This window comes from Candidatus Uabimicrobium amorphum (assembly GCF_009002475.1).
GTDB lineage: Bacteria > Planctomycetota > Uabimicrobiia > Uabimicrobiales > Uabimicrobiaceae > Uabimicrobium > Uabimicrobium amorphum.
Genome location: NZ_AP019860.1, coordinates 6,534,921 through 6,561,714 on the forward strand (window position 1 = coordinate 6,534,921; position 26,794 = coordinate 6,561,714).

17 protein-coding genes are annotated in these 26,794 nt (G+C 38.8%); 12 read left to right on the plus strand and 5 right to left on the minus strand.

Translation table 11 applies throughout. From position 1 onward, the window contains the following. Window positions 1–15 precede the first annotated feature (15 nt). The 8 genes from UABAM_RS23185 (at window position 16) to UABAM_RS23220 (ending at window position 11,618) form a co-directional block, all read left to right on the plus strand. Entirely contained in the window at window positions 16–384 is a 369-nt protein-coding gene (locus UABAM_RS23185; protein ID WP_151970377.1) for a hypothetical protein, read from the plus strand. Between the two features lies 1 nt (window position 385). Then, the gene (locus UABAM_RS23190) at window positions 386–2,845 is read left to right on the plus strand and encodes an Hsp70 family protein (RefSeq protein ID WP_151970378.1); all 2,460 of its coding nucleotides are present in this window, start codon (window positions 386–388) and stop codon (window positions 2,843–2,845) included. 1 nt (window position 2,846) lies between these two features. Continuing rightward, a complete protein-coding gene (locus tag UABAM_RS23195; RefSeq protein WP_151970379.1) occupies window positions 2,847–3,236 on the plus strand; it encodes a hypothetical protein in 390 nt (129 codons plus the stop codon). A gap of 300 nt (window positions 3,237–3,536) precedes the next feature. Further along, the gene (locus UABAM_RS23200; protein WP_151970380.1) at window positions 3,537–3,887 is read left to right on the plus strand and encodes a hypothetical protein; all 351 of its coding nucleotides are present in this window, start codon (window positions 3,537–3,539) and stop codon (window positions 3,885–3,887) included. A gap of 400 nt (window positions 3,888–4,287) precedes the next feature. Continuing rightward, window positions 4,288–5,949: a 3-coathanger stack domain-containing protein gene (locus UABAM_RS23205; RefSeq protein ID WP_151970381.1), complete on the plus strand. Its 1,662-nt coding sequence runs from the start codon at window positions 4,288–4,290 to the stop codon at window positions 5,947–5,949. A 64-nt stretch (window positions 5,950–6,013) separates the two neighbouring features. Then, window positions 6,014–8,524 carry a hypothetical protein gene (locus UABAM_RS23210; RefSeq protein WP_151970382.1) on the plus strand — a complete coding sequence of 837 codons (2,511 nt, stop codon included), beginning with the start codon at window positions 6,014–6,016 and terminating at the stop codon, window positions 8,522–8,524. Window positions 8,525–8,686: 162 nt separating this feature from the next. Beyond that, window positions 8,687–10,354 (plus strand): hypothetical protein, encoded by a 1,668-nt coding sequence (locus UABAM_RS23215; RefSeq protein ID WP_151970383.1) that lies wholly within the window; start codon window positions 8,687–8,689, stop codon window positions 10,352–10,354. A 181-nt stretch (window positions 10,355–10,535) separates the two neighbouring features. After that, window positions 10,536–11,618 carry a hypothetical protein gene (locus UABAM_RS23220; RefSeq protein ID WP_151970384.1) on the plus strand — a complete coding sequence of 361 codons (1,083 nt, stop codon included), beginning with the start codon at window positions 10,536–10,538 and terminating at the stop codon, window positions 11,616–11,618. A gap of 54 nt (window positions 11,619–11,672) precedes the next feature. Here UABAM_RS23220 and UABAM_RS23225 read toward each other — a convergent pair whose 3' ends face one another. The 5 genes from UABAM_RS23225 to UABAM_RS23245 all read right to left on the minus strand — a co-directional run bounded on the left by UABAM_RS23225 (window position 11,673) and on the right by UABAM_RS23245 (window position 17,612). Beyond that, window positions 11,673–13,205: a rhomboid family intramembrane serine protease gene (locus UABAM_RS23225; protein WP_151970385.1), complete on the minus strand. Its 1,533-nt coding sequence runs from the start codon at window positions 13,203–13,205 to the stop codon at window positions 11,673–11,675. A gap of 177 nt (window positions 13,206–13,382) precedes the next feature. Further along, the gene (locus UABAM_RS23230) at window positions 13,383–13,913 is read right to left on the minus strand and encodes a hypothetical protein (protein WP_151970386.1); all 531 of its coding nucleotides are present in this window, start codon (window positions 13,911–13,913) and stop codon (window positions 13,383–13,385) included. 289 nt (window positions 13,914–14,202) lie between these two features. Further along, window positions 14,203–16,419 (minus strand): hypothetical protein, encoded by a 2,217-nt coding sequence (locus UABAM_RS23235; RefSeq protein ID WP_151970387.1) that lies wholly within the window; start codon window positions 16,417–16,419, stop codon window positions 14,203–14,205. 41 nt (window positions 16,420–16,460) lie between these two features. Beyond that, window positions 16,461–16,646 carry a hypothetical protein gene (locus tag UABAM_RS23240; protein ID WP_151970388.1) on the minus strand — a complete coding sequence of 62 codons (186 nt, stop codon included), beginning with the start codon at window positions 16,644–16,646 and terminating at the stop codon, window positions 16,461–16,463. Window positions 16,647–17,102: 456 nt separating this feature from the next. After that, window positions 17,103–17,612 (minus strand): hypothetical protein, encoded by a 510-nt coding sequence (locus tag UABAM_RS23245; protein ID WP_151970389.1) that lies wholly within the window; start codon window positions 17,610–17,612, stop codon window positions 17,103–17,105. Window positions 17,613–17,959: 347 nt separating this feature from the next. On the opposite strand from UABAM_RS23245, the gene UABAM_RS23250 reads away from it, so the two are divergent. From UABAM_RS23250 to UABAM_RS23265, 4 genes are all read left to right on the plus strand, one after another. Continuing rightward, complete coding sequence (locus UABAM_RS23250; RefSeq protein WP_173013517.1) at window positions 17,960–23,089, plus strand: caspase family protein; 5,130 nt, start codon at window positions 17,960–17,962, stop codon at window positions 23,087–23,089. A 251-nt stretch (window positions 23,090–23,340) separates the two neighbouring features. Continuing rightward, window positions 23,341–23,544, plus strand: coding sequence for a transposase (locus tag UABAM_RS34250; protein WP_151970391.1), 204 nt, complete (start codon window positions 23,341–23,343; stop codon window positions 23,542–23,544). 467 nt (window positions 23,545–24,011) lie between these two features. Then, the gene (locus UABAM_RS34255; protein WP_390882103.1) at window positions 24,012–24,332 is read left to right on the plus strand and encodes a transposase; all 321 of its coding nucleotides are present in this window, start codon (window positions 24,012–24,014) and stop codon (window positions 24,330–24,332) included. 559 nt (window positions 24,333–24,891) lie between these two features. Further along, window positions 24,892–26,544 (plus strand): 3-coathanger stack domain-containing protein, encoded by a 1,653-nt coding sequence (locus UABAM_RS23265; protein ID WP_151970392.1) that lies wholly within the window; start codon window positions 24,892–24,894, stop codon window positions 26,542–26,544. Window positions 26,545–26,794 lie beyond the last annotated feature (250 nt).

The following is a 26,794-nucleotide window of genomic DNA, read 5'->3' on the forward strand; positions in this document are numbered from 1 at the left end:
TTTATGAGGTTGTACATGAATTCACAAACAATGATTACTTCTCTTGCCCAACAATGTATAGATCATTATCTGACACCAGAACAAGTCGATTTTGTTTTGCAAAAAGTCGATGTCAACCCTTTGGAAATCAAAAAATCTGCAGAAACGCGGGTGTATTACACCCATATTATTCGTTATCTTGCTCCTAGAAAAAAACTCGATGAGTGGTTGATTGGTTTGGAAGAAGAAGGTTTTGTATTTACCAAAGACTGGATCGGCAAAATACGTGGCGATGATATACCAATGCATGATACAGAACAAAAACCTAAAAAAGATCCAGCGCTAGCAGAAGCAGAAGAGGGACTACGAATTCTACAGATGCTGAAGAAAAAGAAAGGAAAATAGAATGGCGCAGGCAATAGGTATTGATTTGGGAACGACAAATTCTGTGGTGTCATTTTTACGAGGTGGCAAACCAGAAATTATTCCCAATCGTTTTGGCAAAAACATCACTCCTTCAGCGGTGTTTCTTCCAGATTCAGATAGTGTAATCGTTGGAGAGCCGGCAAAAAGTCGCGCAGAGCAATATGCAGATAAAACGTTTATTTCAGTAAAAAGACGCATGGGGACAAACTATCGTCGCACAGTGAACGACAAAGAATACGCACCAGAAGAAATTTCAGCGATGATTTTGCGTACTCTGAAAAAAGATGCCGAGGAATTCCTTGGCGAAGAGGTAACACAAGCAGTGGTAACTGTTCCGGCGAATTTTAACAGCACAGAGCGCCAGGCAACAAAAATTGCAGGAGAAATCGCTGGGCTAGAAGTATTACGTGTTGTCAATGAACCTACAGCAGCAGCGCTTGCTTACGGACATCTAAACCAACTTTCCCAGATTGTGCTTGTTTTTGATTTAGGAGGTGGAACATTTGACATATCCGTCGTCTTTGCCGAGGGGAATATGTATGACGTACTGTTTAGTCTGGGAGATAACCGTTTAGGTGGTGACGATTTCAATATGCATTTTCTCGGATATCTGGTCGATCACTTAAAAAAAGAACATGGCTTGGATGTTTCAGGTGATAAAAATTTACTGCGCAAGGTGCGTCAGGAAGCAGTAAAAGCAAAGCACAATTTGACAAAAAGAGAAACGGCACGCATTTATATACCTGAAATTGGTACCAGCGGTGGCAAAAGAGTTGATCTTGATTTGACAATAAATCGAGAAAAATTTAAAGAAATTGTACAACCTCTATTAGAGCGTATCAAACAGTATGCACACAAAGTTGTGGAAGAACTAAAACAACCCAAGTATACCCAACGCTACGCAGATTTCCTAGGGGAAAAACTTGAGAAATGCGATGTCATTCTTGTAGGAGGAGAAAGTCGCGTTATTGCGGTGCAGGAGACTCTTGCCCAGGAGTTTCATGGACGCATGTTCAGCAACATAAATCCTGATGAAGTCGTTGCTATGGGAGCAGCGGTGCAAGCGGGTATTTTAACTCATCACTCTGATGTACGTGACATAGTTCTAGTAGATAGTACCTCTTTATCCTTAGGTACTGAAGTTGTCGGTGGAGGTTTTTCTGTGATTGTTCCAGCAAATACACCTCTACCTGTAACTCGTACACAAGACTATTATACCGTACATGATAATCAAACATCGGTCAACGTTGGGGTATACCAGGGGGAAAGCTCTATTGCAAAGCAGAACAAATTACTAGGTGAATTTGGCTTAAATGGCGTCCCACCTCGACCATCGGGGCAAGTTCCTATTTTGTTAACATATGATCTAGACGCAAATGATATCTTACATGTAGAAGCACGCGATAAAGAAACAGGGAGACGTGCGGAAATTACCATAAAAGGTAGTCAGACAATACCACAACAAGAAGTTGAACGTATGAAACAAGAAGCGGCACAAATGGAACAGCAAAATGTGGAGACTTTGCGCGTTAATCGCTTACGCGAAAAAGCTGAATCACTTATCCAGGAAAGCAAGGCAATTCAAAATATGCTTTCAAGTGTTGTTCACCCAGACTATCTAGAAAAACTAGACAATGCTATAAAAGCAATTCAGGCAGCATTAAGAAAAAGCGATGTCGAAGAAATAGATCGTTGCTTTTACGATTTATATCATCTCATTCCAGATGAAAACGCCCAGGAACCAAGTATATCTATGAACGTAGACTCGTGTGGCGGATTTCGCGCAAATGAGTGGGGACGTCTGGAAATACGCCTTTTAAATCAGGGGCAGGGAGCAGCCCTGCAAGTTCAAGTTACTATTAGTGGGGCAACAAAAGAAAAGCAAACGGGAGCAGTTGCTGCTGTCTATCCGGGAAGCTCGCAAATCATTCCTCTTTCGATTTGTCCAGTTAACCCAGGCAATGCAGTGCCGATATCAATTATGGTGGAATACCAAGACGAAGCGGGCATTCCTTTTTTAGTAAAACAAGAGGCTTCACTAGAAGTGGCTTATGCGGACCAACCAATTTCCAACGCAACAAAAACAGTAATTAGTATTGGGGAAATTATCAACCATACCGGTGTTGGTAATGTACAATCGCGCCAGCAAGTATCAGGTGACAATGTAGTGGGAAGCAAGGTAGGAGACATTGTAGCAACGCGTTCTAATGTAAGTATTGGCAATGAAACTACCCCTAGCATGGCCACAGAAGATACAAAAATGTCATCTCCAAAACAACAGGAAACTATTTGTGGGAAATGTCAGGCTTTTGTACCGTCTGGTTTTGCTTTTTGCGGAAAATGCGGTAGCAAACTAGCGTTGACGTGTAGCAATTGCGGCAGTGAAATACCAGATGGATTTCAGTTCTGTGGGAAATGTGGGACAAAGGTGGGAAGCTAAAATGGAAAAAATCAACGGCAAGCGCGTAAAGTGGCTACAACAAATAGACAATACCGCTAAACCAATGCCTGTAGATAACGGATCTATTTGGCACAAAGAACTCTACGGTCTCCTATTTTTTGACGATCATATCTCTCTCGTAGATTGCGAAGGAAAACAAGGAGTTATTCCGTTTATCGACATCATGTTGGCAAAAATCACAGAGGATGTAGAAAACCGCTATTTGATTACGCTAGAGTTGCGCGAAGAACAACAAAATATGCCCAAATTCATTTTGCAATCACAACTATTTTTTTTACTGTTTTATTCTACTATGCAACAGCATAAAGTTCCTTTTCACTTTGATTTTACCCCGGCACGTCTGCAGGCGTTGGGAGCGGATAATTCTTAGTCGTCGGGTGATTATAAACATTGTAATGAGCTTAAAATTTACATATGTCATTATTGCCAATGTTTATGCTACAGCAAAGAACTATACACTTGACTACCAAGTCGGCACAATGCATTACCCATGAAACCTCTAGGGCATGTTCACAACCTACATCCAGTGAAACATTCATCTGAGATTACTCCCACCAAACTACAAAATGACTATAGTATTTTTTGCGTGTTCATTCCTCCCAAAAGGCTCTTTGGACCTGTTAATCGCTATCCATTTTGGGGTTTTTTTGGCAAAACAACGTTCACTCTTATGGATGAAGGTATTGTTATTGCAGGAAATAAAATACGTGGTGGATTTATCCTCACACTTCTCAGTTTCGCCTTCATCGTTTCTATGTTTCTCCTGCTTGCTCTAACAAAAATCGGTTATTTGTGGATATTTATAATAGCAGTTTTGATCTCTAAGATGATAGAACTCTTGCGCAAAACACAAAGTGAAATAACAGCTCCTTATCCATCCATCATTGCCATGAATTTAAAAAACGGTAAGCAATTAAAAGTTACTGTGCAAATCAGAAATAAGAAAGTCAAGCAGTCCTTGTTTTTTGAAAAAGAAGAAGCTCTCTGTTTATTTGAAAAAATACGCGAGTTGTTAAAGTAATAGCGGTATGACGATAGCAAAGAATAGCCCGTGATTCATTATTAGGAGTTTATAATTGTCAAATCAAAAAATCTGGAAATGTGGGAAATGCGGAGAGGAACACGAATACACATTTGATACCTGCTGGAATTGTGGAAAGGGTATTTCGGAAAATGGCAAAACAAACTCATTGTAAAAAAACAGATATCAGAGAATAAAAAACTAAGATTCACCGCAGTAATTCACAAAAAAGTAAGGGAAACCCTCAGGATGATAAATTGTTTCTCTCTATCTGACCACATTTTTGAGAAACAAAAAGGGAGAGGCAAGTGGATTATTTTTTTTATTCGATAACGACAACCGAAGTCGTTAAAATAATCCATCTACTACAAGAATTCAATCCAATTAAAAAGGGAAAACGATGTTCAAAATATGTATAGCCCTGCTTTTTTTGATGAGTATTTCATATGCTCAGGATATTTGCACGACTCTCGATTCAGGAGAAGGGTTTACCGAGCAGTCCTTTGAGGAAAAAGAAGGGCTTTCTCTGGTAGGTGTAAAAAAACTATTGTGGCCGGCGAAAGAGCGCGTATTACACGTTCGTTTTGTGGGAATTGATGACGACAATATTAAACAACAAATCCAAGAAATTGTTGAGGACAATTGGGAAAAGTGTTGTGGGATTGATTTTCGTTTTGACAATCATCCCAAGGCGCAAATAACGGTCAATATTATGGCCGGAACCAAAAACAATTCATTTGTTGGTACCGATTCGAAAAAAAAAGTTCCGAGCATGAACCTTTCTTTTTATAAGTTAGATAGTGACGGGAATGCGTATTTACCAAAAGACTTCTTTGAGATCGTTGATGGTAAAAAAAAGATTCGCAAAGGAAGTTATGAGTATGGAACCATTCTTCATGAATTTGGCCATGCCATGGGGTTTATGCATGAGCAAATGAGTCCACATTTTGACGTAAAGTGGGACAAAGACAAAGTTTTTTCATATTACAGAAAAAATGGGCCACGAGAATGGACCGATAAAGAAGTGAGAGATTATGTATATCGTAATGTACTAAACAAGCAAGAATATACGCGCATAGCTCGTAGAGTGGTCACATATGAAACAGAATGGATCTTTGGATTTATACCAAGAAGAACAAAAAAAATAGATATGCGTAGTATTTTTGTTCCCCGATATACCGCGAGCGAATTTGATCAACATTCTATTATGTGCTATCCCTTAATGTTAGAACTGGCACAAGAGAGTAAGGAACTCCGCTTGGGAACTTTAAATATCAAATACAAAAAATATTTAAAGGCCAAAGATTACAAAAGTTTGCACAAAGTTCTGTCAAAGCAAAAAAATATTGACGTAGATACCAAAGCAACAATTACTGGTCGCAATGGACCTTGGCACTTGTACACGACTCTTCCTACAAATAGTAAACTAAAATCCTCGGCCAAAGTACCCAAAAAAGCGTATCGCATTGTGGAAGCCAATGGCGTTTTGGAGATATACCCCGCCATAGGTGGTGGGCGTACTCTTTCGGTGATGGACCGTTATTTTTCCAACAAACTTTATCCCTTCCCAACGAAATCGCAAACACATAATTTTGCTGTGCGCGAGGTGAATCGCGCTTTTGATGAAATCTTGTTACGTCAACCGACAGCGGATGAACGATCCCACTATGTCGACTACATGAAGAAAAACAATTTGCTCAAACTGCGCGATCAGGTAGCGAATTTAGCCGAAGGAAAAATCAAGAAGTTGTACTTTTCTCTTGCTGGTCGCGAGCCAAGTCAAGAAGAGATGAACAGCGACAAAAGATTACTGGCCATGAAAGATTTTACTAGCTTGGAAGCAAGTGCTTCTCTAGAGGTAAACTTGCGTTCGCGAGAACAATTTGGTAATGTCGCGCAATTGGAAGTTATTGGACTTTACAGTGTTCACGCTGGAGGAAGTTTTTACGTAGATAACCACGAAACCGTAGAGTTTCGTGCAGGCGAGGAGATACTTCTTCAGGAGGGTTTTACTGCCAAGGCGGGAAGCGATTTTACCGCAAAATTGTATAGTAACGAATAGTTTTTTAGATATCGAGAAATAAAAATTTTTTACATATTTATATAAAACAACAGAAAGGAATTTTATGAATAAGTGCCTCTTGCTTTTACTACTTATGGGGAGTTTGGCATTTGCCGATGTACTTAAACTAGGTGGAGAGTCCACAAATTACTACCCTGTTTATTTTGAATCCACTGATGCACCAAACACTCTACGTCTTGGAAGCTACAAAAATTTTGGTGGCGGAAAAGTAGAGTCTTTGGACGCCAAATTCCAGTGGCGTGCAAATAGATATGGCTGGGTAAAATTTGAAGAAGCGCGGATCCATCAAGAAATAGGGGTATTCATCGCTGGCTACAGTGCAGATATTAACAAATCTCAATATCATGGGATTGTTCTGTGGTTAAGAGGCAACACGCAATATGATCATACTTCAGCGAAAGTTATGAATACAAGCAAAGAATACAAAGATAGTAAAGGGAATCAGATCAGAGAAGTTGCCGGAGGAAATCTGACACTATCCACAAAAACGTTTAGCATTAAAAAACAGACACAAGTAGACCCATACGTAGGCAAAGCAGGAAACTTGTATCCAAAGAACGTTGTTGTTGGCGGCGATACTTTTGTAAAAGGCCGTGTGGGAATTGGGACCTATGCCCCGTCAGTAAACTTACATGTGGAAGGAAAAACGTTTATACGTGCGAGTTCTACAGGTCTATTGGAGATGGAAAGCTTGTCTGGGGAAACCGATATCCAATTCCGCGATCCCAAAAACAACCAAAGCTGGCAGGTGGGAAGCAACAGCACTGGTTTTTTTATTCACGATGACAAAGCTTCGAAGTACCGTTTCAATATAAACAGAAACGGTAATATCGGAGTCAACATCAAAAATCCTACCGCCAAACTAGACGTTGTTGGTAGTTTCCGTGTGGGAAGTAACAGTGAACATGTTTTTCAGGTAACAGATGACGATGCCAAAAATCAAATGCTTCTCAGCACTTCACAAAGAACACAAAATAAAACTCCACGAAATATCCACTTTCGCAGTTTCGGCAACAACGCCAAAGCCAATGTTCTTTTTATGAATATGTCTTCTGGGCGTGTCGGTATTGGTACAGATAATCCATCCGTGAATTTGCATGTAGAAGGAAAAACATTTATACGCGCAAGCTCTACAGGTCTATTGGAGATGGAAAGTTTGTCTGGGGAAACCGATATCCAATTTCGCGATCCTAAAAACAACCAAAGCTGGCAGGTGGGAAGCAACAGTACTGGTTTTTTTATCCACGATGACAAAGTTGCTAAGTATCGTTTCAATATCAATAAAAGTGGTTATGTTGGAATTCATACAACTAAACCAACAACTCACCTAGATATCGTTGGTAATTTGCGTGTAGGTAGTGATAACGAACATGTTTTTCAGGTGAGTGATGACAGCGCAAAGAATCAATTGGTTTTGAGCACTTCACAAAGAACACAAAATAAAACTCCACGAAATATCCAATTTCGCAGTTTCGGCAACAACGCCAAAGCCAATGTTCTTTTTATGAATATGTCTTCTGGACGTGTTGGTATTGGTACGACAAATCCATCTGCTACATTGGACGTGAATGGCAATATAATCACTAGCGGCTACGTTCATACACAAGGCAAAGATGTATATTTTCATAGCAAAATTACTGATATGAACCATGGTATAGGTATGTATTATGACACTAAGAAATTCGCCAATATAAATGTAAACGGACCTGTGGTTTATGGTTGGTGGGGTGGTGCACTTGGTAGTACCGAAGGCGGAAAGAAAATTGCCTTGCGTTGGGACCAAAACCAGAATGTTTCGATGAATAAAAATCTAAGTGTTGCAGGCAATGCCAACATCATGGGAAATCTAGATGTTTCTGGCACGGTAAAAGCGAAAACGTTGCAAATCGACAACGAAGGTTGGGTCGGACTCAATATGACTCCGGAAAAAGGCTACACGTTATCCATCAATGGTAGTGCGCAAATCAGAGGCAAGGTAGTTACTCGAGGCCATGTTCATACCCAGGGCCACGATGTCTACTTCCATAGCAACAGTGCCGACTTCGCTCATGGTATAGGTATGTACCACGACACTAAAAAGTTTGCCAATGTAAATGTGAACGGACCTGTGGTTTATGGCTACTATGGAGGTGCACTTGGTAGTACCGAAGGCGGACAGAAAATTGCTCTTCGATGGGACAAAAACGGCAATGTGGGAATCGGAGTTATAAATACCCAAGGTTCTAAACTCGCTGTTAAAGGTAAAATTACTGCTCAGGAAGTGCGTATCATCAATATGAAAGACTGGGCGGACTTTGTGTTTGCCGATGACTATGAACTTTTACCAATGGACGAACTAGAACAATCGATTAAAAAGCACAAGCATTTACCGGGCATTCCTTCGCAACAAGAAGTAAAAGAAAAAGGAATTCAGCTGGGAGAAATGCAGGCAAAGTTATTGCAAAAAATCGAAGAACTTACTCTGTATACAATTGAGCAAAACAAGAGGTTACAGGCGCAACAAAAGCAAATTCAAGAACTAAAAAAACTTATACAATTGCAACAAATAAAATAATGACGTCGTTTACCGTCCCTATCCATTTCCTTCTCCTATCTATGTCTATTGATTTTGCGATGAAAAGGGAGAGGGATGCGGATAGGATGGGATAAGAGCAAGTATTAATATAAATTTGTTATCTACATATCAGAAAAACACTCAAAGAAACAGGAGCAAAAAATGAAAAGAGTGCTTTACTTGGTCATATTTTTTTTACCCGCGATTGCTTTTTCTCAAGATGGCTTAGTGGGAAAAAAACTCCTCATTCAAGGTACAGATGCAGATAATTTTTTTAAGATAAGGTTTATTGGTACAAAACCGTTCATCGAAACTTCCTTCGACTCCGAATTTGTAATTCATGCAAAAGTACAAAAAGATAATGATAATAGCCCTATATTCCAATTTGTTGGTATCGCCAATGGTGGCCAGGTAAAAAAACGAAGTCTTTTTCGCGTTACAAACAATGGTCATGAAGCAATGGAAATAAAAGCAGACGGTCACATTTTTTCTCAAAAACTGGCATTAGGAACAAAAAATCCAACTCAACGCCTTCATGTGGAGGGCGGAGCATACATTAAAAACTATCTGGTGACTCCACAAATAAAAAGCGACGAGATCGGTACTTTAAGCATAGATATAGATTCGAAAAAAAGAAAAATCAGTTTCTTTCACCAAAACACTGTTCTCGCCGATGTGTTATCTGCTGATGTAAATACTGTTCTTCTGCGCGTAGGTGGCTATGAAAGTATTGGTCGTTCGCAAGTAGGTAAAATAATCAGTACCGATTTTCAACTTATTCCTCCTGATACAGAAAAATTTACCAATACCCTTTCCAAAGTATATTGGAAAGATAAAGAAGAAAAGATCGTGATGACTTTAGGTGGCGGTTCTGCCAGCGAAAAATATGTCGAGCTAAACGCAACGCGTGATCTCTATATCAATACCAAGGTAGGAATTGGTATAAAAAATCCTGCTGAAAAACTCCATGTAAATGGTGCAGCAAAGTTCAATCGCGTCATCATAGGTGAAACAATTTTTTCACGCTCATTTGATAATGTACAACAATTCAAAATAGACAATGCAAAGGGAAATATAGAAATTGCAAGCAATTATCTGCATCTATCTACTCCAAATATACACATAAGCGGAACAATAACGAATATGCTCCATGTTAAAGAAGGTATTCATACTCAAGGAAAAGACATCTACCTGGGCGCAAATAACACAGATACCAATCACGGAATTGGGATGTACCATGGTAAATATGGTAATCATGAAGAAAAACTATTTGCCAAAACCAACGTAGACGGCCCGGTGGTGTACGGATATAATGGTGGTGCACTTGGTACTAAGCAAGAAGGAGAAAGAATAGCTTTACACTGGAACAAAGATCGCGTGCAAATTTATAAGAAGTTAGATGTGGGAAGTGGCGCCAGTATACAAGAAAACGGTAACGTTTATCTAAAAGGTAATGTTGGAATCGGAGTTACAAATACGCAAGGTTCTAAACTCGCTGTTAAAGGTAAAATCGTAGCGGAAGAGATACGCGTGATTAACATGGAAGACTGGGCGGATTTTGTTTTTGCCGAGAACTACGAGTTGTTGCCAATTCAAGAGCTCGAAAAGTCTATCAAAAATAACAAGCACTTGCCTGGGATTCCTTCGGAAAAAGAAGTAAAAGAACAGGGAATTCAGTTAGGTGAAATGCAGGCAAAACTGTTGCAAAAAATTGAAGAATTGACATTGTATACCATTCAGCAAAACAAGCAGATCCAAAGTTTGCAGCAGAAAAACCAGCATCTGCAACAAGAGATGTTACAAATTAAAAAACTTTTGCAACATAAGTAACGAAGACTGTCATTCATCAAAAATCTTGTCAGCCCTGCATGTGCAGGGCTGTTTTTTTTGGCGATGTTTTCTGCGTTGTTTGGCATAACTCTCGTACCATTGGGCAAAATTTTTTTATATGCGAAGTCACCGTCGTATTGAAAAATAAACCCACGACAATCTACATGCCAAAGGAGAAATCATGTCATACATCGCCAAATACGAAGATCTCATGTCACAAACATTCTATGTAGATAGCCAGAGTGAAATTCTCTTACTAGAACAAGCTGCGCGTCTTGCAGATAGCCACAACGATATTGATCTTGGATTTCGTGCACGCCGACGCATGCTGAGCATAACAGAAATCACAGCTTATGTCGACAAAATGCTTGCCGCCTATGCATGGTGTCTCACACAGTGCGATCAACTACCCGATATATACAACGATCGTGATTTATTGTGGTCCTTTAAGTGGTTGGTGTATTCACTACCAGAATGTAGTTACATCAACAAAAAACAAATACACTCGATCATCAACGATATGGAACAACGCTGGCAAAAGTATCAACTCAGCATGCACACGATTCACTACATGCGCTACATAGTAGCCGTGACCATGGCTGATCGCGAAACAGCGAAAAAATACTATGCTCTATGCCAACAAACATCGCGTGGCGAATATAGCGATTGCTCAAGCTGTGAACATTACAACTCCGTGCGTTATCGCGTATTTATGGAAGAATACGGCCAGGCATTTGCCGAAGCGAAAAAAATTCTAGACCAAGAACATTCGTGGTGGGGATGCTCGGAAGCACCAGCACTAACACCAGGAGAACTCATTATACCTGCGTTGAAGTTGGGCAAGATAAAAGAAGCGCAAAAATATCATCAATTGGGTTATGAGAATGTTTACGGAAACAGACGCTTTTTCGAAACACTGGCACAACATTTTATGTATCTAATTTACCAAAAAGATGACGCAGAATGCCGAAAGCTGTTTGATAAACACATTCCTATTGCTTTTGGGATACACAACGACTTTTATTGCTTCCAGTTTTACCTTGCCGCCACTTGTTTTTTTAGCAACACTAACAAAGATCGAATTAATGTATCTATGCCGAAAAACTTTATCCTCCACAACCCAGAGCAGATATACGGTGTTTCGGATTTGAAGTACTGGTTTATGAAGAAAACACGCGACTTGGCGGTCGCTTTTGACGAACGCAATGGCAATGATTACTACCAACGTGAAATGAATGTGCTTATGGAGTTGTTAATTGATTGAATTTCGTAGCAAGAGCCATAGCTTCTTGCTACGACTCTTGCTTTTATTACAAAACTATCTTGGTGCATTCTCTAGATTTCGATTCAAATGAGAAAGGGAAGGTTGAAAACGGTATAGAAGAATAAAGAATGCGATCTGCACAAAATAGTTTATCAACCATAAAACTTCTAAATTAAGTTGTATTGCTATTACAGTAAAAAAAGTATATAGCAAAGCGATAATTAAGATTTTGTTAAAGTAGTAACGACTTTGTTCCCAAGAAACGTACAAAATACCAAGGAAAAAACCAATAAAAATTCCCCAGTACAGACCGATCAACATATAAATAGTAAATGTAGTCTGGACGGCCCATGGAAACTCACGAATGCCATTTTCTAGAGAAAAAATTGCCATGAATTCACTAGCAAAAAGGAAAAATATAAAAAAAATCATTAGTGGTTTACTGATACAAAAACTTGGATGGAAGGTATACTTACCGTACATCCATATATAAGCAAATAAACCATAGTTTATTGCCACCAATTCCCTAGGACTATTATCAAAAAACAATACCTGTACTACATTTGCAGAAAGTCCAAAAATCAAAATTAACTTCATCAAATACAAAGAACCATGTAGTCGTTCCACTTTTTTAGCTAGCACCAGAAAAATAGACGTGTGGCATAAAAAACTTATCCAGTTAAGATGTACAAATATTGTGGTTACAAGAATCCATACTTTACCTGACAGCAACAATGCAAAGTTGCTTATACGCTCTTCTCCGAAAAACATGTAGGGCCATGTTAGAAATTCATGAGGTATACAAAAGTAGTCTGGAAGTTTATGGAGTATACTAAAGTAGTCTAGAGTAAAAGGAAGAAAACTAAGAATACACAGAGCGACAACGCCATAAGTTACTCGTGCCGGATTGTGTTCCGTAGATAAATAAAAATCCTTTGTATTGGTGTGAAGAGATGCTTTTTCTGTCAGAGTAGAACAAAAGTCTCGAGCATCAGAAATGGTTTGAAAGGTAAATTTTTGTATTACCCTTTTATCTTTAATTGATACAGCAATACCGAGATATCTTTTTTTATTTGGGCTTGTAACAGCGATGATAGAAGTAAATGGAATGGTAATTTCACTATTAACTTTTCGAATTTCTTCCATTCCTTTTATACCAGATAAAGCTAGAAAGAAAACGATAAAAATGCCCATAGTCTTTACCAATAGCAACAAGAATATAGCGACTATAAATAACATTGTGATAAAAAAAAACACAAAGCCACCACGCATTTTTTTTCCAATAACAACTATCCCTTCATCCACAATTTCTATTTTAGCTTTTCCAAAAAAACCCCAAAATGGATAACGGCGAAAAGGACCAAAAAGTCTTTCGGGAGGAATTCCAATATTGTAAGTTTTTCGTTCAGAAACTAATTCAATAAGTACGGTGTCAAAAGAAACTTGCTTTTTGTGCTGAGTTGGTTTGTAAATAGGCGCCCCGCAACTCATGCACTCTTCATCTTCAGGTAAAATTTTATTAAATCCGCAATCGCCGCAAATATTTGTTAAGTGAGAAGGTGACGCCCCTGATAATTCACTTTTCATAAAATTTACATCCTAACTCTGGTCATCCATTAGAAATCCACTCAAATTTTGACAACCTCGCGACCACTTTTTTCGTTAAAGTTCAATTGTAAAATTCAAAGGAGAGCGTTCTTTCAAATTCATTGTTGAATCACAATAAACATTTGCAAAAAAAACATGCGGTAGCGCAGTATAAACTTACACCGCGCTACCGCACAAATCCCAATTTTGAACTGTTTTCGTCCAGTATGTACCGTTTTTACACCAGCCAGGTAATTGGCAGACGCCATTTAACCAATCATTTTCTTTTTCGTTGAGATGAATCCAGGTATTGTTCCCTTTACGACTGATTCTCACTACCTCACGACCGCTTTTTTCGTTAAATGTCAACTGCATAGAAAAATTTTTTTTGATACAAGCAAGTAATACCTTCACTTGTTGCTCCAAAACGGTTAATTTAGTAGAAACGTCCCCCACCGCAGATAATACACGAGCGTTTTCTCGAACATTTTCTGATGTGACATTGTATTTTGCGAGAACTTTTTTGTATGCTGCGCGAGTGATAGTGATCTCTTCGCCGTATTGTGTCCAGTAACCATTGTAGTAGTAGATATGATCTTCGGCGCCAACAGAACGAATCACTTTTTCAGGTTCCATACCTTCATTTCGATAGGCAAACACAATTAATTTGTCTATCAATGTTATATTTGGGTTAGAAAAAAAATCCATGTTGGGCTTCCTTTTCAAGTAAGATTTTGTGTTGTCATTTGCTTTTCAATACGACGCTGCTTTACCGAGAATTATGACAAAACAAATGTTCCCTAAAATTATATACCACACTACCATAATTTACGGTTACTTTTGGTCTAAATAGATCTATCGTTGCGCCACTGGGAATAATAAAAAGGAGTTACTTTGCTTTATATCAAATCACCGAGAAAAGTAAAACGAATTGTTAGAACACAACAGTTGCAACTATTCTCGGTGATTGAGGTTTTATAACAAGGAGTTACTTAAATTATTTTTGGTTTATCATTCTCAGCAAAGAATCCAATTTTTGTTGCAAGACATCTATTTTTTGTTCATTTTGTTGCATTTTCGCCACCTTGCTTTCTAACGTATTCTTTTGTTGCTGTAACGTTGTGATTTTCTTTTCTTGTTGAATGGTATAAAGTGTGAGTTCTTCTATTTTTTGCAACAACTTCGCCTGCATTTCTCCTAACTGAATTCCCTGTTCTTTTACTTCTCTTTCTGATGGAATGTTCGGTAGATGTTTGTTGCGTTTAATGGACTGTTCAAGTTCGTTAATCGGCAAAAGTTTATAATCATCAGCGAAGACAAAATCCGCCCATTTTTTCATGTTAATGACACGTATCTCTTCCGCGGTAATTTTTCCTTTAACAGCGAGTTTAGAACCTTGTGTATTCATAACTCCGATACCCACATTGCCATCTTTGTCCCATCGAAGAGCAATTTTTTGTCCACCATCGGTACTTCCCAGTGCGCCACCAGACCAGCCATAAACAACAGGTCCATTCACATTTGTATTGGCAAACTTCCTGGTGTCGTGATACATACCGATCCCATGAGCCAAATCATTACTGTCATTATGAAAGTAGACATCGTTGCCCTGGGTGTGAACATGGCTTCGGGTAATTATCTTGCCTTTGATTTGTGCATTGCCATTGATGGATAATGTGTAGCCTTTTTCCGGAGCCATATTGAGTCCAACCCAACCTTCTTTATCTATATGTAGGCTTTTCGCATCAAAATTCTCGGTTATATTGAGACTTTTTGCTGATACATGATTGGCATGTAAGGTTTTCTCCACGGTTAAATTTCCTTTGATGGAAACATTTTGGTTTTGGTCCCAACGCAAAGCAATTTTTTCCCCGCCATCTTTACTCCCAAGGGCACCCCCTGACCATCCATAAGCAACGGGACCATCTATATTTTCTCCAGCGAAAAGTTTGGCAGGATAATTTTCATTACCATGGTTGTACGCTGCACGGTATAAACCTATACCATGGCCATTATTTGTATGGTTATAGTCAAAATATATGTCTTTGCCACCGGTGTGTACACCAGCTGTTGTCTGAAGTCTACCATTTATAGAGACATTTTTGAGTATTAGTAATTCACTATTGATTTGAACCTTTGGGGTCGTGGATGCTCCCGACATTTCAATAAACGTATGTTTATCTAATGACTTTAATCTAAATCGACCACCATTAATATCAATAGCATATTTACTTTCTTCGCCAAAGACTAATCGCGGGACACTGCCACCAAGATGTAATGTCCCTTCAGGATTTTTTGTATTAATTCCGATATTACCATTTTTGTTCAAGTTAAAACGGTATTTCGCAGCTTTGTCATCATAAATATAAAAACCGTTTTTATTGCTTCCTACCTGCCAGCTTTGATTATTTTTGGGGTCGCGAAACTTAATATCAGTTTCCCCAGAAAGACTTTCTATCTCCAATAGGCTTGTGGAACTAGCTCGTATAAGAGCTGTACCTTGTAAATGCAAACCCGCAGATGGATTTGTAGTGCCAATACCTACATTCCCCTTAGTCCATATCCCGGTATTATTTAAGCGAAAATTTGGAGCCGATATGTCTAAAAAATCCCCCCCCTGATTATCCCCGTTAATTCTTATGGCTGCCGTGTTACCTATGTTAATAACTTTGCTATTGATTTGATCAATGGTTCTCCCCTTGTTAACGTATTCTTTTACTTTATCTAGGGGATAGTACTGTTCTTTTGGTGAAGTCTTGATGATTAGCGGTTTTTCCATATTACTCCCACTATTATATATGGCTCTTGACTTCCCGCGACCAGCAGCAAAACTGAAAGAGTATTTTGTACCTCCGCGCAACCATACGATGAGTCCTTTGTGGTGCTTGGCATATGTATAACCAGCGATAAAGTTAGAGGCCAAGTTTGCGTTGGTGGTTTTGTTCGGGATGTAGTAATGAATATCCGCTTCAGCAAAAGAAGTAGAAGATCCATTCAGGCGATCACCATGTGAACGAAATTTCGCAATTAGAGTTCCATGCCAAGTGGTTCCATCATGAACTTGACGATAAATATGAACATCAAATGCCCCTCGTGCCCAGGCATCATCGTAAAAAAATACAGGGTAGTACTTTTTTGCACTTCCACCAAGTGTCAATTCAGCTGCAAATATAAACGAATATAGGCAGAATAATAAAACAACTATTTTACGCATTATTTTCCTTTCTGAAGTTCTATTGTACTGTGAAGATTGATTTACTTATTTTTGACAGCACTTTCTAATTTTTCAATCCGTCTTAGCAATTTGTTTTCCATTTTTATTTTTTCTTTACTCATTTGCTGTATTTTCTTTTCTTGCTCGATGGTGTACAAAGTCAGTTCTTCTATTTTTTGCAATAACTTTGCCTGCATTTCTCCCAACAGAATTCCCTTTTCTTTCACTTCTCTCTCTGATGGAATGTCAGGTAAATGCCTATTGCGCTTAACGGATTTGAGGGCGTCTTACATCATGAATAAACGAACCACAGAGCACGCAGAGAAATTTGTTAAAAAACCTAAGGATTGTCATATTTTTGTTGCTTTATAATTCGTTCTGTAATCTCTGTGTTTTTTTACTCCCGCTAAAAAGTTAGAATGGGAGTCTTCACTTTTATTTTCTAAATTATTTTGATTTATTTAAAAAATACAATTATAGCAAAGTATTTTTTTTGGTCTACATCTTATATTGGTCTGTCTATCTATTGAAATGGACATCAAACGTGGAGATTGAATTTGGTATGGCGGAATCGTCTAGGTATGATAATTAAATTACGTCATGGCTAGGAGTTAAATGGCAACTACTGCATGAAAATGAGGTGTTTTGATTACCATAAAAAATATAAATCGATTTGGGTATGTTTATTTTTGTGCCTGAAGTTGTCTAATTTTTATTTCTAAAATTTCTTTTAAGGATAGCTCTTTCGTTACGAAAAAATCTTGTTTTTGTATATTTCGAGAAGCTTGACTTTTGTATATTTTTCTGTGGTCAAGTACCGCATTGTAAAAACTTTTGATAAAATAAAAGTTGCTGTCTATTTGTTTTTCGTAGTTGGCATCGTGTTGTATATTTCGACTAAGCACTTCGGCAATTTGCAAAGTTTTTGTGGTTTTCCCAGTTTTCTTACACAGAATAAGAAATTCTTTTATCTGAGCAAACTTTTCTTCGCTACAAGTTTTTACCATTTTTGGACTAAAGTAGTACTGATTCAGTTTTTCCAACTCATCGAAAATAGAAATATCCTTCCTGACATATAGTCCAATCAGACTTGTTTTTCTCCCTACTTTTTTCAGTATTTTTTTCGTTTTTCTCAGGAGCAATAGTGTTCTTATCTGAAAAGGTTTCTTGTATTTTGTAAGTTCCCCTAACACCTTTATCCTTGCTTATCAAATTTCCCCATAGTTTTTTGAATTTTTCTTCGTTCACTATTTCATCAATCTAAAAAATAAAAATTGGGTTTCAATTAGAGGTACAATGTGTATATTAAGGTCATATTTTCATTTTATATAATTAAAAATAATATCAAAAATATTTTTTGCGTCAACTTTTTTTGCACGTTGGCTTTTGAGTTTTGTACTAGTATAAACTAATCGTCTCGTTTATCCAAAACAATGTAATATTTAGGCGCTTATGGTGAGCAATAACTAGCAAAATTTAGGTAGATTTGAAGAATATTAGAACATAAATCAAAATGTTTTCGGCAACGATGGGCAAATTTATGAAGACTCTCTTTTCTCAATCGCAAATAACAATCAAAAAGCTTCGCGCTTTAACAACAAAAACAACGCTGTCTGTATGGCGTAAAGTACTTTTTATTGTTATGGTTTTTCTAGTAAACAATGTGGCTTTTGCTCAGGAGAGCAACGAAAAACTACACGAAATTTTTATCGCTCTGTGTAGTGACCACCAACAAAAATCGACCGCTGCAATGCATGAGTTGATTATGCTCAGCAAAAATTCACCAACATTGACACGAGTACTACAAAAAATCGCAATCCAAGATTCACGAGAATGGATACGGACTCTCGCCAAAAATGCATTGCAATCCTCCTCCCAATCAGTGCAAAAGCTTATCGATGATCTTTATCCTACAGAAAAGACGCGTGCTTCTGGCCTTCACAAGTCTAAATCTCTTGGAGGTTTAACCATTCTTGGAGCAAGCCACGACTTCCGGCAACGTCTACGCTACGGCAAAAAACACGCTTTGGTCATTGGTATTAATCAATATGAAAAATATAGCGATCTGCAAGGACCAAATTTCGATGCCGCCGCGGTTGCGTCGGTTCTCGTACGCCGTTATGGTTTTGACGATGTGGTACTCTTGACCGATACTTCGCCACAGAATATATATAGAACTACGGAAAAATGGAGCATTCGCGCTGTGAATAAACAAACGATTGCCGATTACTTGGCGATGTTGCGTTCAGGAAAAGAAAGAGGCAATTACAAAGTACGTCTATCGCAAGTGGATAAAGACGACGCGCTATTTGTTTTTTTTGCTGGCCATGGTATACCAGGGTACATTGTTGCGGCAGACAGTCACAACGAATCCACTGCGATTTCTCTTAGGTGGCTTGCCGAAGAACTTGCGAAGTGCAGAGCACAGCACACGTTTTTGGTTTTGGATTGTTGCTTTAGTGGCTCTATTTTTTCTCCGCCATTTCGTCCGCGTTTAGGCGCGTTCGATGTAAAAATGGATTTTCATCGTGGCGAAAACATTGACCGTGTTTTTCGACGACGCTGTTTTCAGATTGTTACTGCCGGAACAGGGGGCGAAGTTGTTGCCGATCAATTACGTCTTTCCAGTATCTACGCGCAAAAAAATCGCAATTTGCGCGGGCATTCACCGTTTACCGCAATTTTCCTGCAAGCGTTGGAAGGACTTGTCGGTCGCGAGGATGGTATTGTTCTTACCTCTGACCTCGGTTATTACATGGGAACGACGTTAGTCAACGATCGGCGCATAGACGCCTTGCAAACTCCTCGTTACCAAAGTTTAGGTGGAGACGGAGATTTTATGTTTTTTCCCGCGCATAAGGTACTCAATCCGCGGCTACTGCAAATGTTGTATCTCGATGAACAAAAATACGCAGAAATCAAACGTTCTACTTGCGCAGCGATACAAAAATTTATTCTCGAACAACCGCGAAACGACCATCTACCATTGACGCGTAGTGCTGTTATTCACATGTCAAAGCTTTTGGAAGAGTCACAGTTTTTGACATACCAGGGTGCTGTGCAATTTATCTACAATATGTTGCATGAGCAAAAAATGGACATCGCACAAATCCCTGAGTACAGCAGTGTGGTACTACCTTTGGCAAATCTGCTTGATAAAACGCTTAGTGCCACTAAGTCACCACAGCGAACGCAAATCATGCGCAAAATCTCTTATTGTTTGGCCGCTCTCGATTTATATACAAATGAAATCGCTGTAAACGCCCTAAGAGAATACATCCATTTCCAGGATGCGGAGTGGAAAAAATATCGTCAAACGCGACACATCCCGACAAGTGTTTTACTATACAAAGAGAAGCTCTCAAAGCTACGAATAACAGCAGAATCTTTGTCCGAGCAAATGCGTATTTATGCCAAAAAAAATGCCATTTATTTGTGGTTACACACAAAGGGGCGTCAACAAATCGAGGAGTATCAGCACAATCTTGTACAAAGTCGCTCTCTGGCACAAACTGTTTTGCAAAAGGCAAAAGAAGCATACCAACAAAAGAAATGGGAGCAATGTGGAGCTTACGCGGGTAAGGCCTTACAGGTAGTGAAAGAATATCCTCCACTACACAGCCTGCGTCAAAAAGCGCACACCTATGTTCGGTTAAGTATGTGGCACAGTGCTACGTTATGGAAAAAATATAGCCACAGCAAAAGTGTTTTCGGACAAAACGCTGCCAAAAACGCACACCGTGCGCAGATTTATGCTCTTAAGTATAGTCACAATAGTCAGACACTCGCCAGTGCCTCCTATGACGAAAGCATCAAACTGTGGCGAGCACAGGATGGTGTATTTTTACGCGACATTTTCCCGACGATGCAACACCAACCATTGCAAATAGAAGCCTCAAGTAAGGCCAATATTCTAGCCATTTTAACGGGGGGTGGTTTTATCGAGGTGTATGACCTTGTTCTAAAAAAACTCATTTCTACCATAAAAATCGGTAAAGTCGAGCGTCCTATAATGGCCATAAGCTCAGATGGAAAAACGATTGCCCTTAGCGATCAAAGCGAAAAAATTACTCTATATAGTGTTGCGCGAGCAAAAAAACAAAGAGAGCTTGTAGGTCATAAAGATGATGTGACCACTCTAGCGTTTAGTCCCGACAACCAATGGCTAGCAAGTGGCGCTTTAGATCATGATATTTGCCTGTGGAATTTGCAAAACAATCGCAACAAGATTCTATCTGCACACAAAAATGCCGTTATACAGTTGTCCTTTAGTTACCACGGAGAACTTCTCGCTTCGTGTTCACAACGCAACACTCTTGTTTGGGATCTAAAAAAGCACCAAGTAGATTTAATAATTCCCGTAACGCGCTATCAACGTTTTACCGCAGTAGCTTTTAGCCGCGATGACCGTTTGCTTGCTTGCGGAACAAGCAAAAACATCGAATTGTTTGATATTGCCGCAGCCAAGTTAACACTGCAAATCCCCACTAAAATGCATAGTTCTTTTTTGTGTTTTCACCCCAGTGGAAAAATTCTCCTCGCTCATCAACATTTCTTGGGAGCGGTTGTAGCGTGGGATAGCAAAAATGGCAAAAAACTATATACCATCACTAGTGATGCGCGTACAACTTCCATGAAAGCTCGTTTCAGTGCGGATGGCAAATCCGTAATTGTATCTGCCCGAGGAATCGAAAAAAATATCCAATTTTTTGACGCTCTTAACGGAGAAAAACAAAAGCCACCTTTAAAAGAGTGGTTTCGTCACGTAATTTTGCCGAAGAAAATGGCATTTGGGAAAAGGCTTTTGGCCACAAGTAGTAAAGAGGGAACCCTCATTATATGGAACGCAAAAACCGCAGAGGCCCAGCATATTATTTATGAAAAAAATATCGATAAACTCACTTTCAGTAGTGACGACTCTATTCTAGCTTGCACTGTTCATAAACAAATTTATCTATATAACACCGACACCGGAAAACTCTTACACAAATTGCCTGGACACCAAAACAAAATCAATTCGTTGTCTTTTTTTCCGACAAAGCCCGTACTGCTCTCCGCGGGAAATGATAACAAAATAAAATTTTGGAGTAGTGATAACGGCACACTTCTGCAAACGTTACCAACACAAAACCGCGGAGTGCTCACTTATTTTTGTAACGACCAACGCACCCTAGCACTACTTTCCGGATATGAGAATATCAATGTACAACTAAGCGATATTTATAGCAAACAATCACACAACTATACTCTAAATACCACAAAAAGAGTCTACGCGCGCTTATTAAGCCAAAACGGCGCTATCCTGGCCATTGATGGCGGTGATACCTATGAGATTTGGGATGTGCGCAACGAACGTAGGCTAAGAACTTCGATACAAAAAAATATGCGACAATTGGCTCTTGCACCCGATGGCACTACATTCGCATATACCAACGCACAGCATACACTGCAACTATGCAAAATTCGACCTTTACCCCAACGAGTATTCTTACCAGCAAAACGTTATCAACATATCGCCATGGGTTCTCAAGGTAAATTTTTGGCTTTTTCTAGCGCCGACGAACTAGGCATTTGGGATACCCACACCAACAAACTGCACAAGTCTTTCAAAGGATACAATGGAGAAATCAAGTCATTAGCGTTAAGCCATGATGGCAAAATTCTTGCTAGTGCGGGGGAATTCCAAGATCCACTGGTACGCCTGTGGGAAACAACCACTGGCAAGCTACGCCATGCTTTAGACCCTGGTGATAAACGTCTCGACCAAGTCGCTTTTTCCCATGATGGAAAAAGTGTCGGAGTAAGTGTCTCCGGAAATCAAGTCTCGATTGTTCTGTGGGACAGCGACAGCGGAAAAAAACGCCGCGTTATCTCTAGCCCAAACCACCAAAGTGCAGCACAGACTTTCTTGGCATTTTCTCCGCAACAAAGTATTTTGGCCTGGGCGCGTGATAACGAAATAGATTTGTGGGACGCCACATCGGGCAGGAGAATTTGTCAAGTCGCCACCAATAATCCGGTAAATAAAATTTTCTTTGACGCAACAGGGAAAAACTTAGTCTTGGTAAATCCAAGTGCCATTGCCCTGTGGAACCTACAACAACGTAAAGTCATCGCACAGTTTAGGGATCAATATATCAATGACGGTGCTTTGACAACCACATCGAAATATTTAGCCGCCGCCACCAGCAACGGCGTACAAATTTGGGACGTAATTACCGGAGAAAAAATACAGCGTTTTCATGAAACGAGAATTTTTGATAAAGTCGCTTTTCACCCCAAAAAGCCATGGCTAACATGTATCGATCACAACGCCGCGTCGCGAATAAAACCGCAAAAGGAGAGTTTGTTTTTTTATGATTTAGCTGAACTTATGCAAGTCCACACCAGCAAAAACATGCCCCGTTATGCAGCACATAGAAAAAGCAATCTTTTACTTGTAAAAAACGCGCAAAAAGAATCGTTGTGGAACTTGCACAACGGAGTAAAAATGTCCAAAAACATTTCATTCACAAATGCGAAAAAAATACACTTGCCACAAAAATACTTTGCCTACCCGCGTCAGGATATTCCAGCCGACATTATCGAATTTGCACTACAAGAAACCCCCAAACGTTTTACAGAACAACTGTTTGGCTATCGTGTGGCGGAGGACTTGTCGGTGGAATAAATATTTTTGTGGCAGCCTATATAAATATCTTTTTGCATTGTTAAAAATTGAAATATCTTATGCGATTGTAAATCACTAAATTGAATTGTAGACATTTGCTATTCCACCAAAAGAGTTTTGTCCAAGAGGTGTATATAATTAAGACCTAATCCCCGAAGGGGAATTAACATGTTTAGCCGTAGGTGTTAACCTACGGTCAAAATGTATAGTTATAACATAACCCCGAAGGGGTGAAACTAAAAGGTCTGTTTATGTCTACTTATACACAAATTTATTACCACATTGTTTTTTCTACAAAGAACCGACAACCGAGCCTGACAAAAGAATGTCGCCCTAAGCTTTTTAAGTACATCTGGGGAATTGTCAATAACAAAAAATGTCGCCTTATTCGTATTAACGGTGTGGAAGATCATCTCCATATTTTAACAAAATTCCCAGAAGTCCCCATCCTCTAAAGGTTGGGGATGAATGGGCTTCTCAAATATTAGATGAAGAGAAATAATTATTTTTCTTCATCTAAAAATCAAGCGATAAAAACTACTTATGCCGTAAGAAAATCGTATTTTTTTATTGACACGAAAAATAAATCCGTATACAATTCGTATAAAAATAGTAGACATGTCCTATCTACAACCATAAATCTTTATGGTTGTATATTTGTATTCTTATTAATACAAATAACTCTTTATAACGAAGAGAATAAAAATTCCATGGAAATATGGAATCATGTATCTACGGCCTGCTGCTTGCGGCAGAAAGTAGTAGAAAGCTCTGTTCCGAGCCTGTAGGAGAGTCAGGTAACCACCCCTGATTCATTTGTACTACAGTTGTCAGGAGTACTAATGGAATAATACGCATCCTTCGTGGATGAGGTTGTCCTTGTGGATGACCGTCTGTGATTACCTGATGTATACTCCTTGAAATCTCTTGCTTTTGGAAGCCCCGGCTTCTTCAAGCCGGGGAGGGTTCACTTAGTTTACATCCAAGCATTGATCTTGCTGATTTGCTTCGAAATGTTAAAGCTTTTTCAAGCAAATGGATTAAACAAAACAAGATATTTCCTTGTTTTACCAACTGGCAAGATGGCTATGCAGCTTTCACTCTTTCTTTTGATAACGTTAATTCCGTTATTGAATACATTATCAATCAAGAACAACATCATTACAGAAAAAGCTTTTTGGATGAATACAAAACGCTTTTAATACAAGCTGGTATACAATTTGATCCCAAATATTTACTCTAGTTTGACCCCTTCAGGGTCAGAATTTTGTTTCTATTGTTACCGTGGGCTTTGCCCCACGGCTATACACATTTTTCCCCTTCGGGGCAACTTCGAAATGTCAACAGAGCCTATGCATCGCTAGATTCAGAGAGATAAACTTTTGCCTTTCCATTTCCGCACAGTTGAAACTATAGGTTGCTGAATCGTGTAGCTTTTTTGTTGTACATGTGCTGTCATACATACGAGTAAAAGTACAAGTAAAAAAATTATCCATGATTTCTTTATTTATGAATAAAAATACCGCTCAAAAAAGTAAGAGAATCCCTTATGTCAAGAATTTTTTTCTCACTACCGTTCCCAACTAATAAGGTGAACAAATATTAACAGTTCTTATGTTGTGTAATTGTAACTGAAGATTCTGTCCGTTTTAAGAAAAGGGAAGAAAAGGGAAGAAAAGGGAAGAAAAGAGAAAAAGATGGGAAGATAAAAGGATAGGGCGTGGGATTATTTTTTACTCGATAACGATTGTTCTAGTAGCTAAAATAGTGCAGTTAATATGAAAATTTAAATCGAGGTAAAAATGATGTTCAAAATACTAATTGCCACACTTTTTTTTATGAGCATGATATATGCACAGGATATTTGTACCACTCTCGATTCGGGAGAGGGGTTTACCGAGCAGTCTTTTGAGGAAAAAGAAGGACTTTCACTCGTTGGTGCCAAAAATAAACTGTGGCCAAGCAATGAACGTGTGTTGCATGTTCGTTTTGTTGGAATTGACAATGATGATATTGAGCAACAAATTGAGGAAATCGTAGAGGACAATTGGGAAAAATGTTGTGGGATTGACTTTCGTTTTAACAATGATCCTAAAGCGCAGATAACAGTAAATATAACACATGGAGTCGGTAACAACTCTCAGATAGGAACAGACTCCAAAACAGAAAATCCCAGTATGAATTTTTCTTTTTACAAGAAAAATAAAAAAGGAAAATTGTATTTGCCAAAGAATTTTTTTACAGTTGTCGATGGTAAAAAAAAGATCCCTAAAGATAGTTATGAATATGGAACTATTCTTCATGAGTTTGGTCACGCGATGGGCTTTAAGCACGAACAACAAAGCCCGCGTTTTAACATAGAGTGGCATGAAGAAAATGTTTTGGCTTACTATAAAAAACACAGTCCAGATTGGACAGAGGAAGATGTTCGTCACAATGTACTGAATAAACTAGAGAATTTTCGTATTGCGCGAAACGTGGTTACTTACGAAACGGAATGGCTTTTTGGCTTTATTCCAAGAGTAACGAAAAAAATAGACCGCCGTAGTATTTTTATTATCAATTACGAAGCCACGGCTTTTGATCAGCACTCTATCATGTGTTATCCTTTAAAATTAGAACTTACAAAAAACAGAACAGAATGGCGTTTAGGAACTTTAGACATAGACTACAAAAAAGATCTAGATGCAAATAACTACACCGACAGTTTACGCAAAGCACTGGCGAAACAAAAAGACATTGATGTTGATTTCACTGCAAAAATTACTGCATATAAAAGCGGATATTGGATACTACAAACAACTTTGCCCGTAAATAGTAAATTACCAACGTCAGCAAAAGTACCTAAGAAAAGTTATCGCATTATTGAGGTCGATGGTATTTTGGAAGTATACCCAGCACTTGGCGGCGGACGTAGTCTTTCGGTGATGGACCGCTATTTTTCTAATAAGCTTTATCCCTTCCCCACAAAAACACGAACGCATAATTTTGTGGTACGCGAAGTAAAGCGTGCCTTTGATGAAATATTATTGCGCAAACCAACAGCTGACGAACTGTCTTATTATGTCAACTACATGAAGCAAAATGATTTGCTAAAACTACGCGATGAAGTGGCAAATTTAGCGGAAGAAAAAATCAAAAATCTATACTTTTCTCTTGCTGGTCGCGAACCAAGCCAAGAAGAGGTAAAAAATGACAAAAAGCTACTGGCAATGGAAAATTTTGCGACCTTAGAGGCCAGCACTTCTTTAGAAGTAAACTTGCGTTCGCGAGAACAATTTGGTAATGTCGCGCAGTTGCAAGTTATTGGGCTCTACAGTGTCCATGCCGGAGGAAGTTTTTACGTTAACAACAATGAAACAGTGGAGTTCCGTGCTGGTGAAGAAATACTTCTTCAAGAAGGTTTTACTGCCAAGGCGGGAAGTGATTTTACTGCACGGCTGTATAGTAAATAAACACCGTTTACATTCCCTATCCTAAGTCACTTATTGGTAAGAAAAGCACGAGATAGGGAGATGATCATCAACTACTAGCCATAATAGGAACCATTATTGCCGATTCTCTCTGACAAATCGTTTATCTGTGTATGGAAGAATCGGCAAACCTCTAATTCTTTATAAAATGCTACTGCGAATAGTCTTACGATCTTGCCCTCCACCTTCAAGTAAAGTACCTTTTATACAGATGATATTGGCGATTTATAAA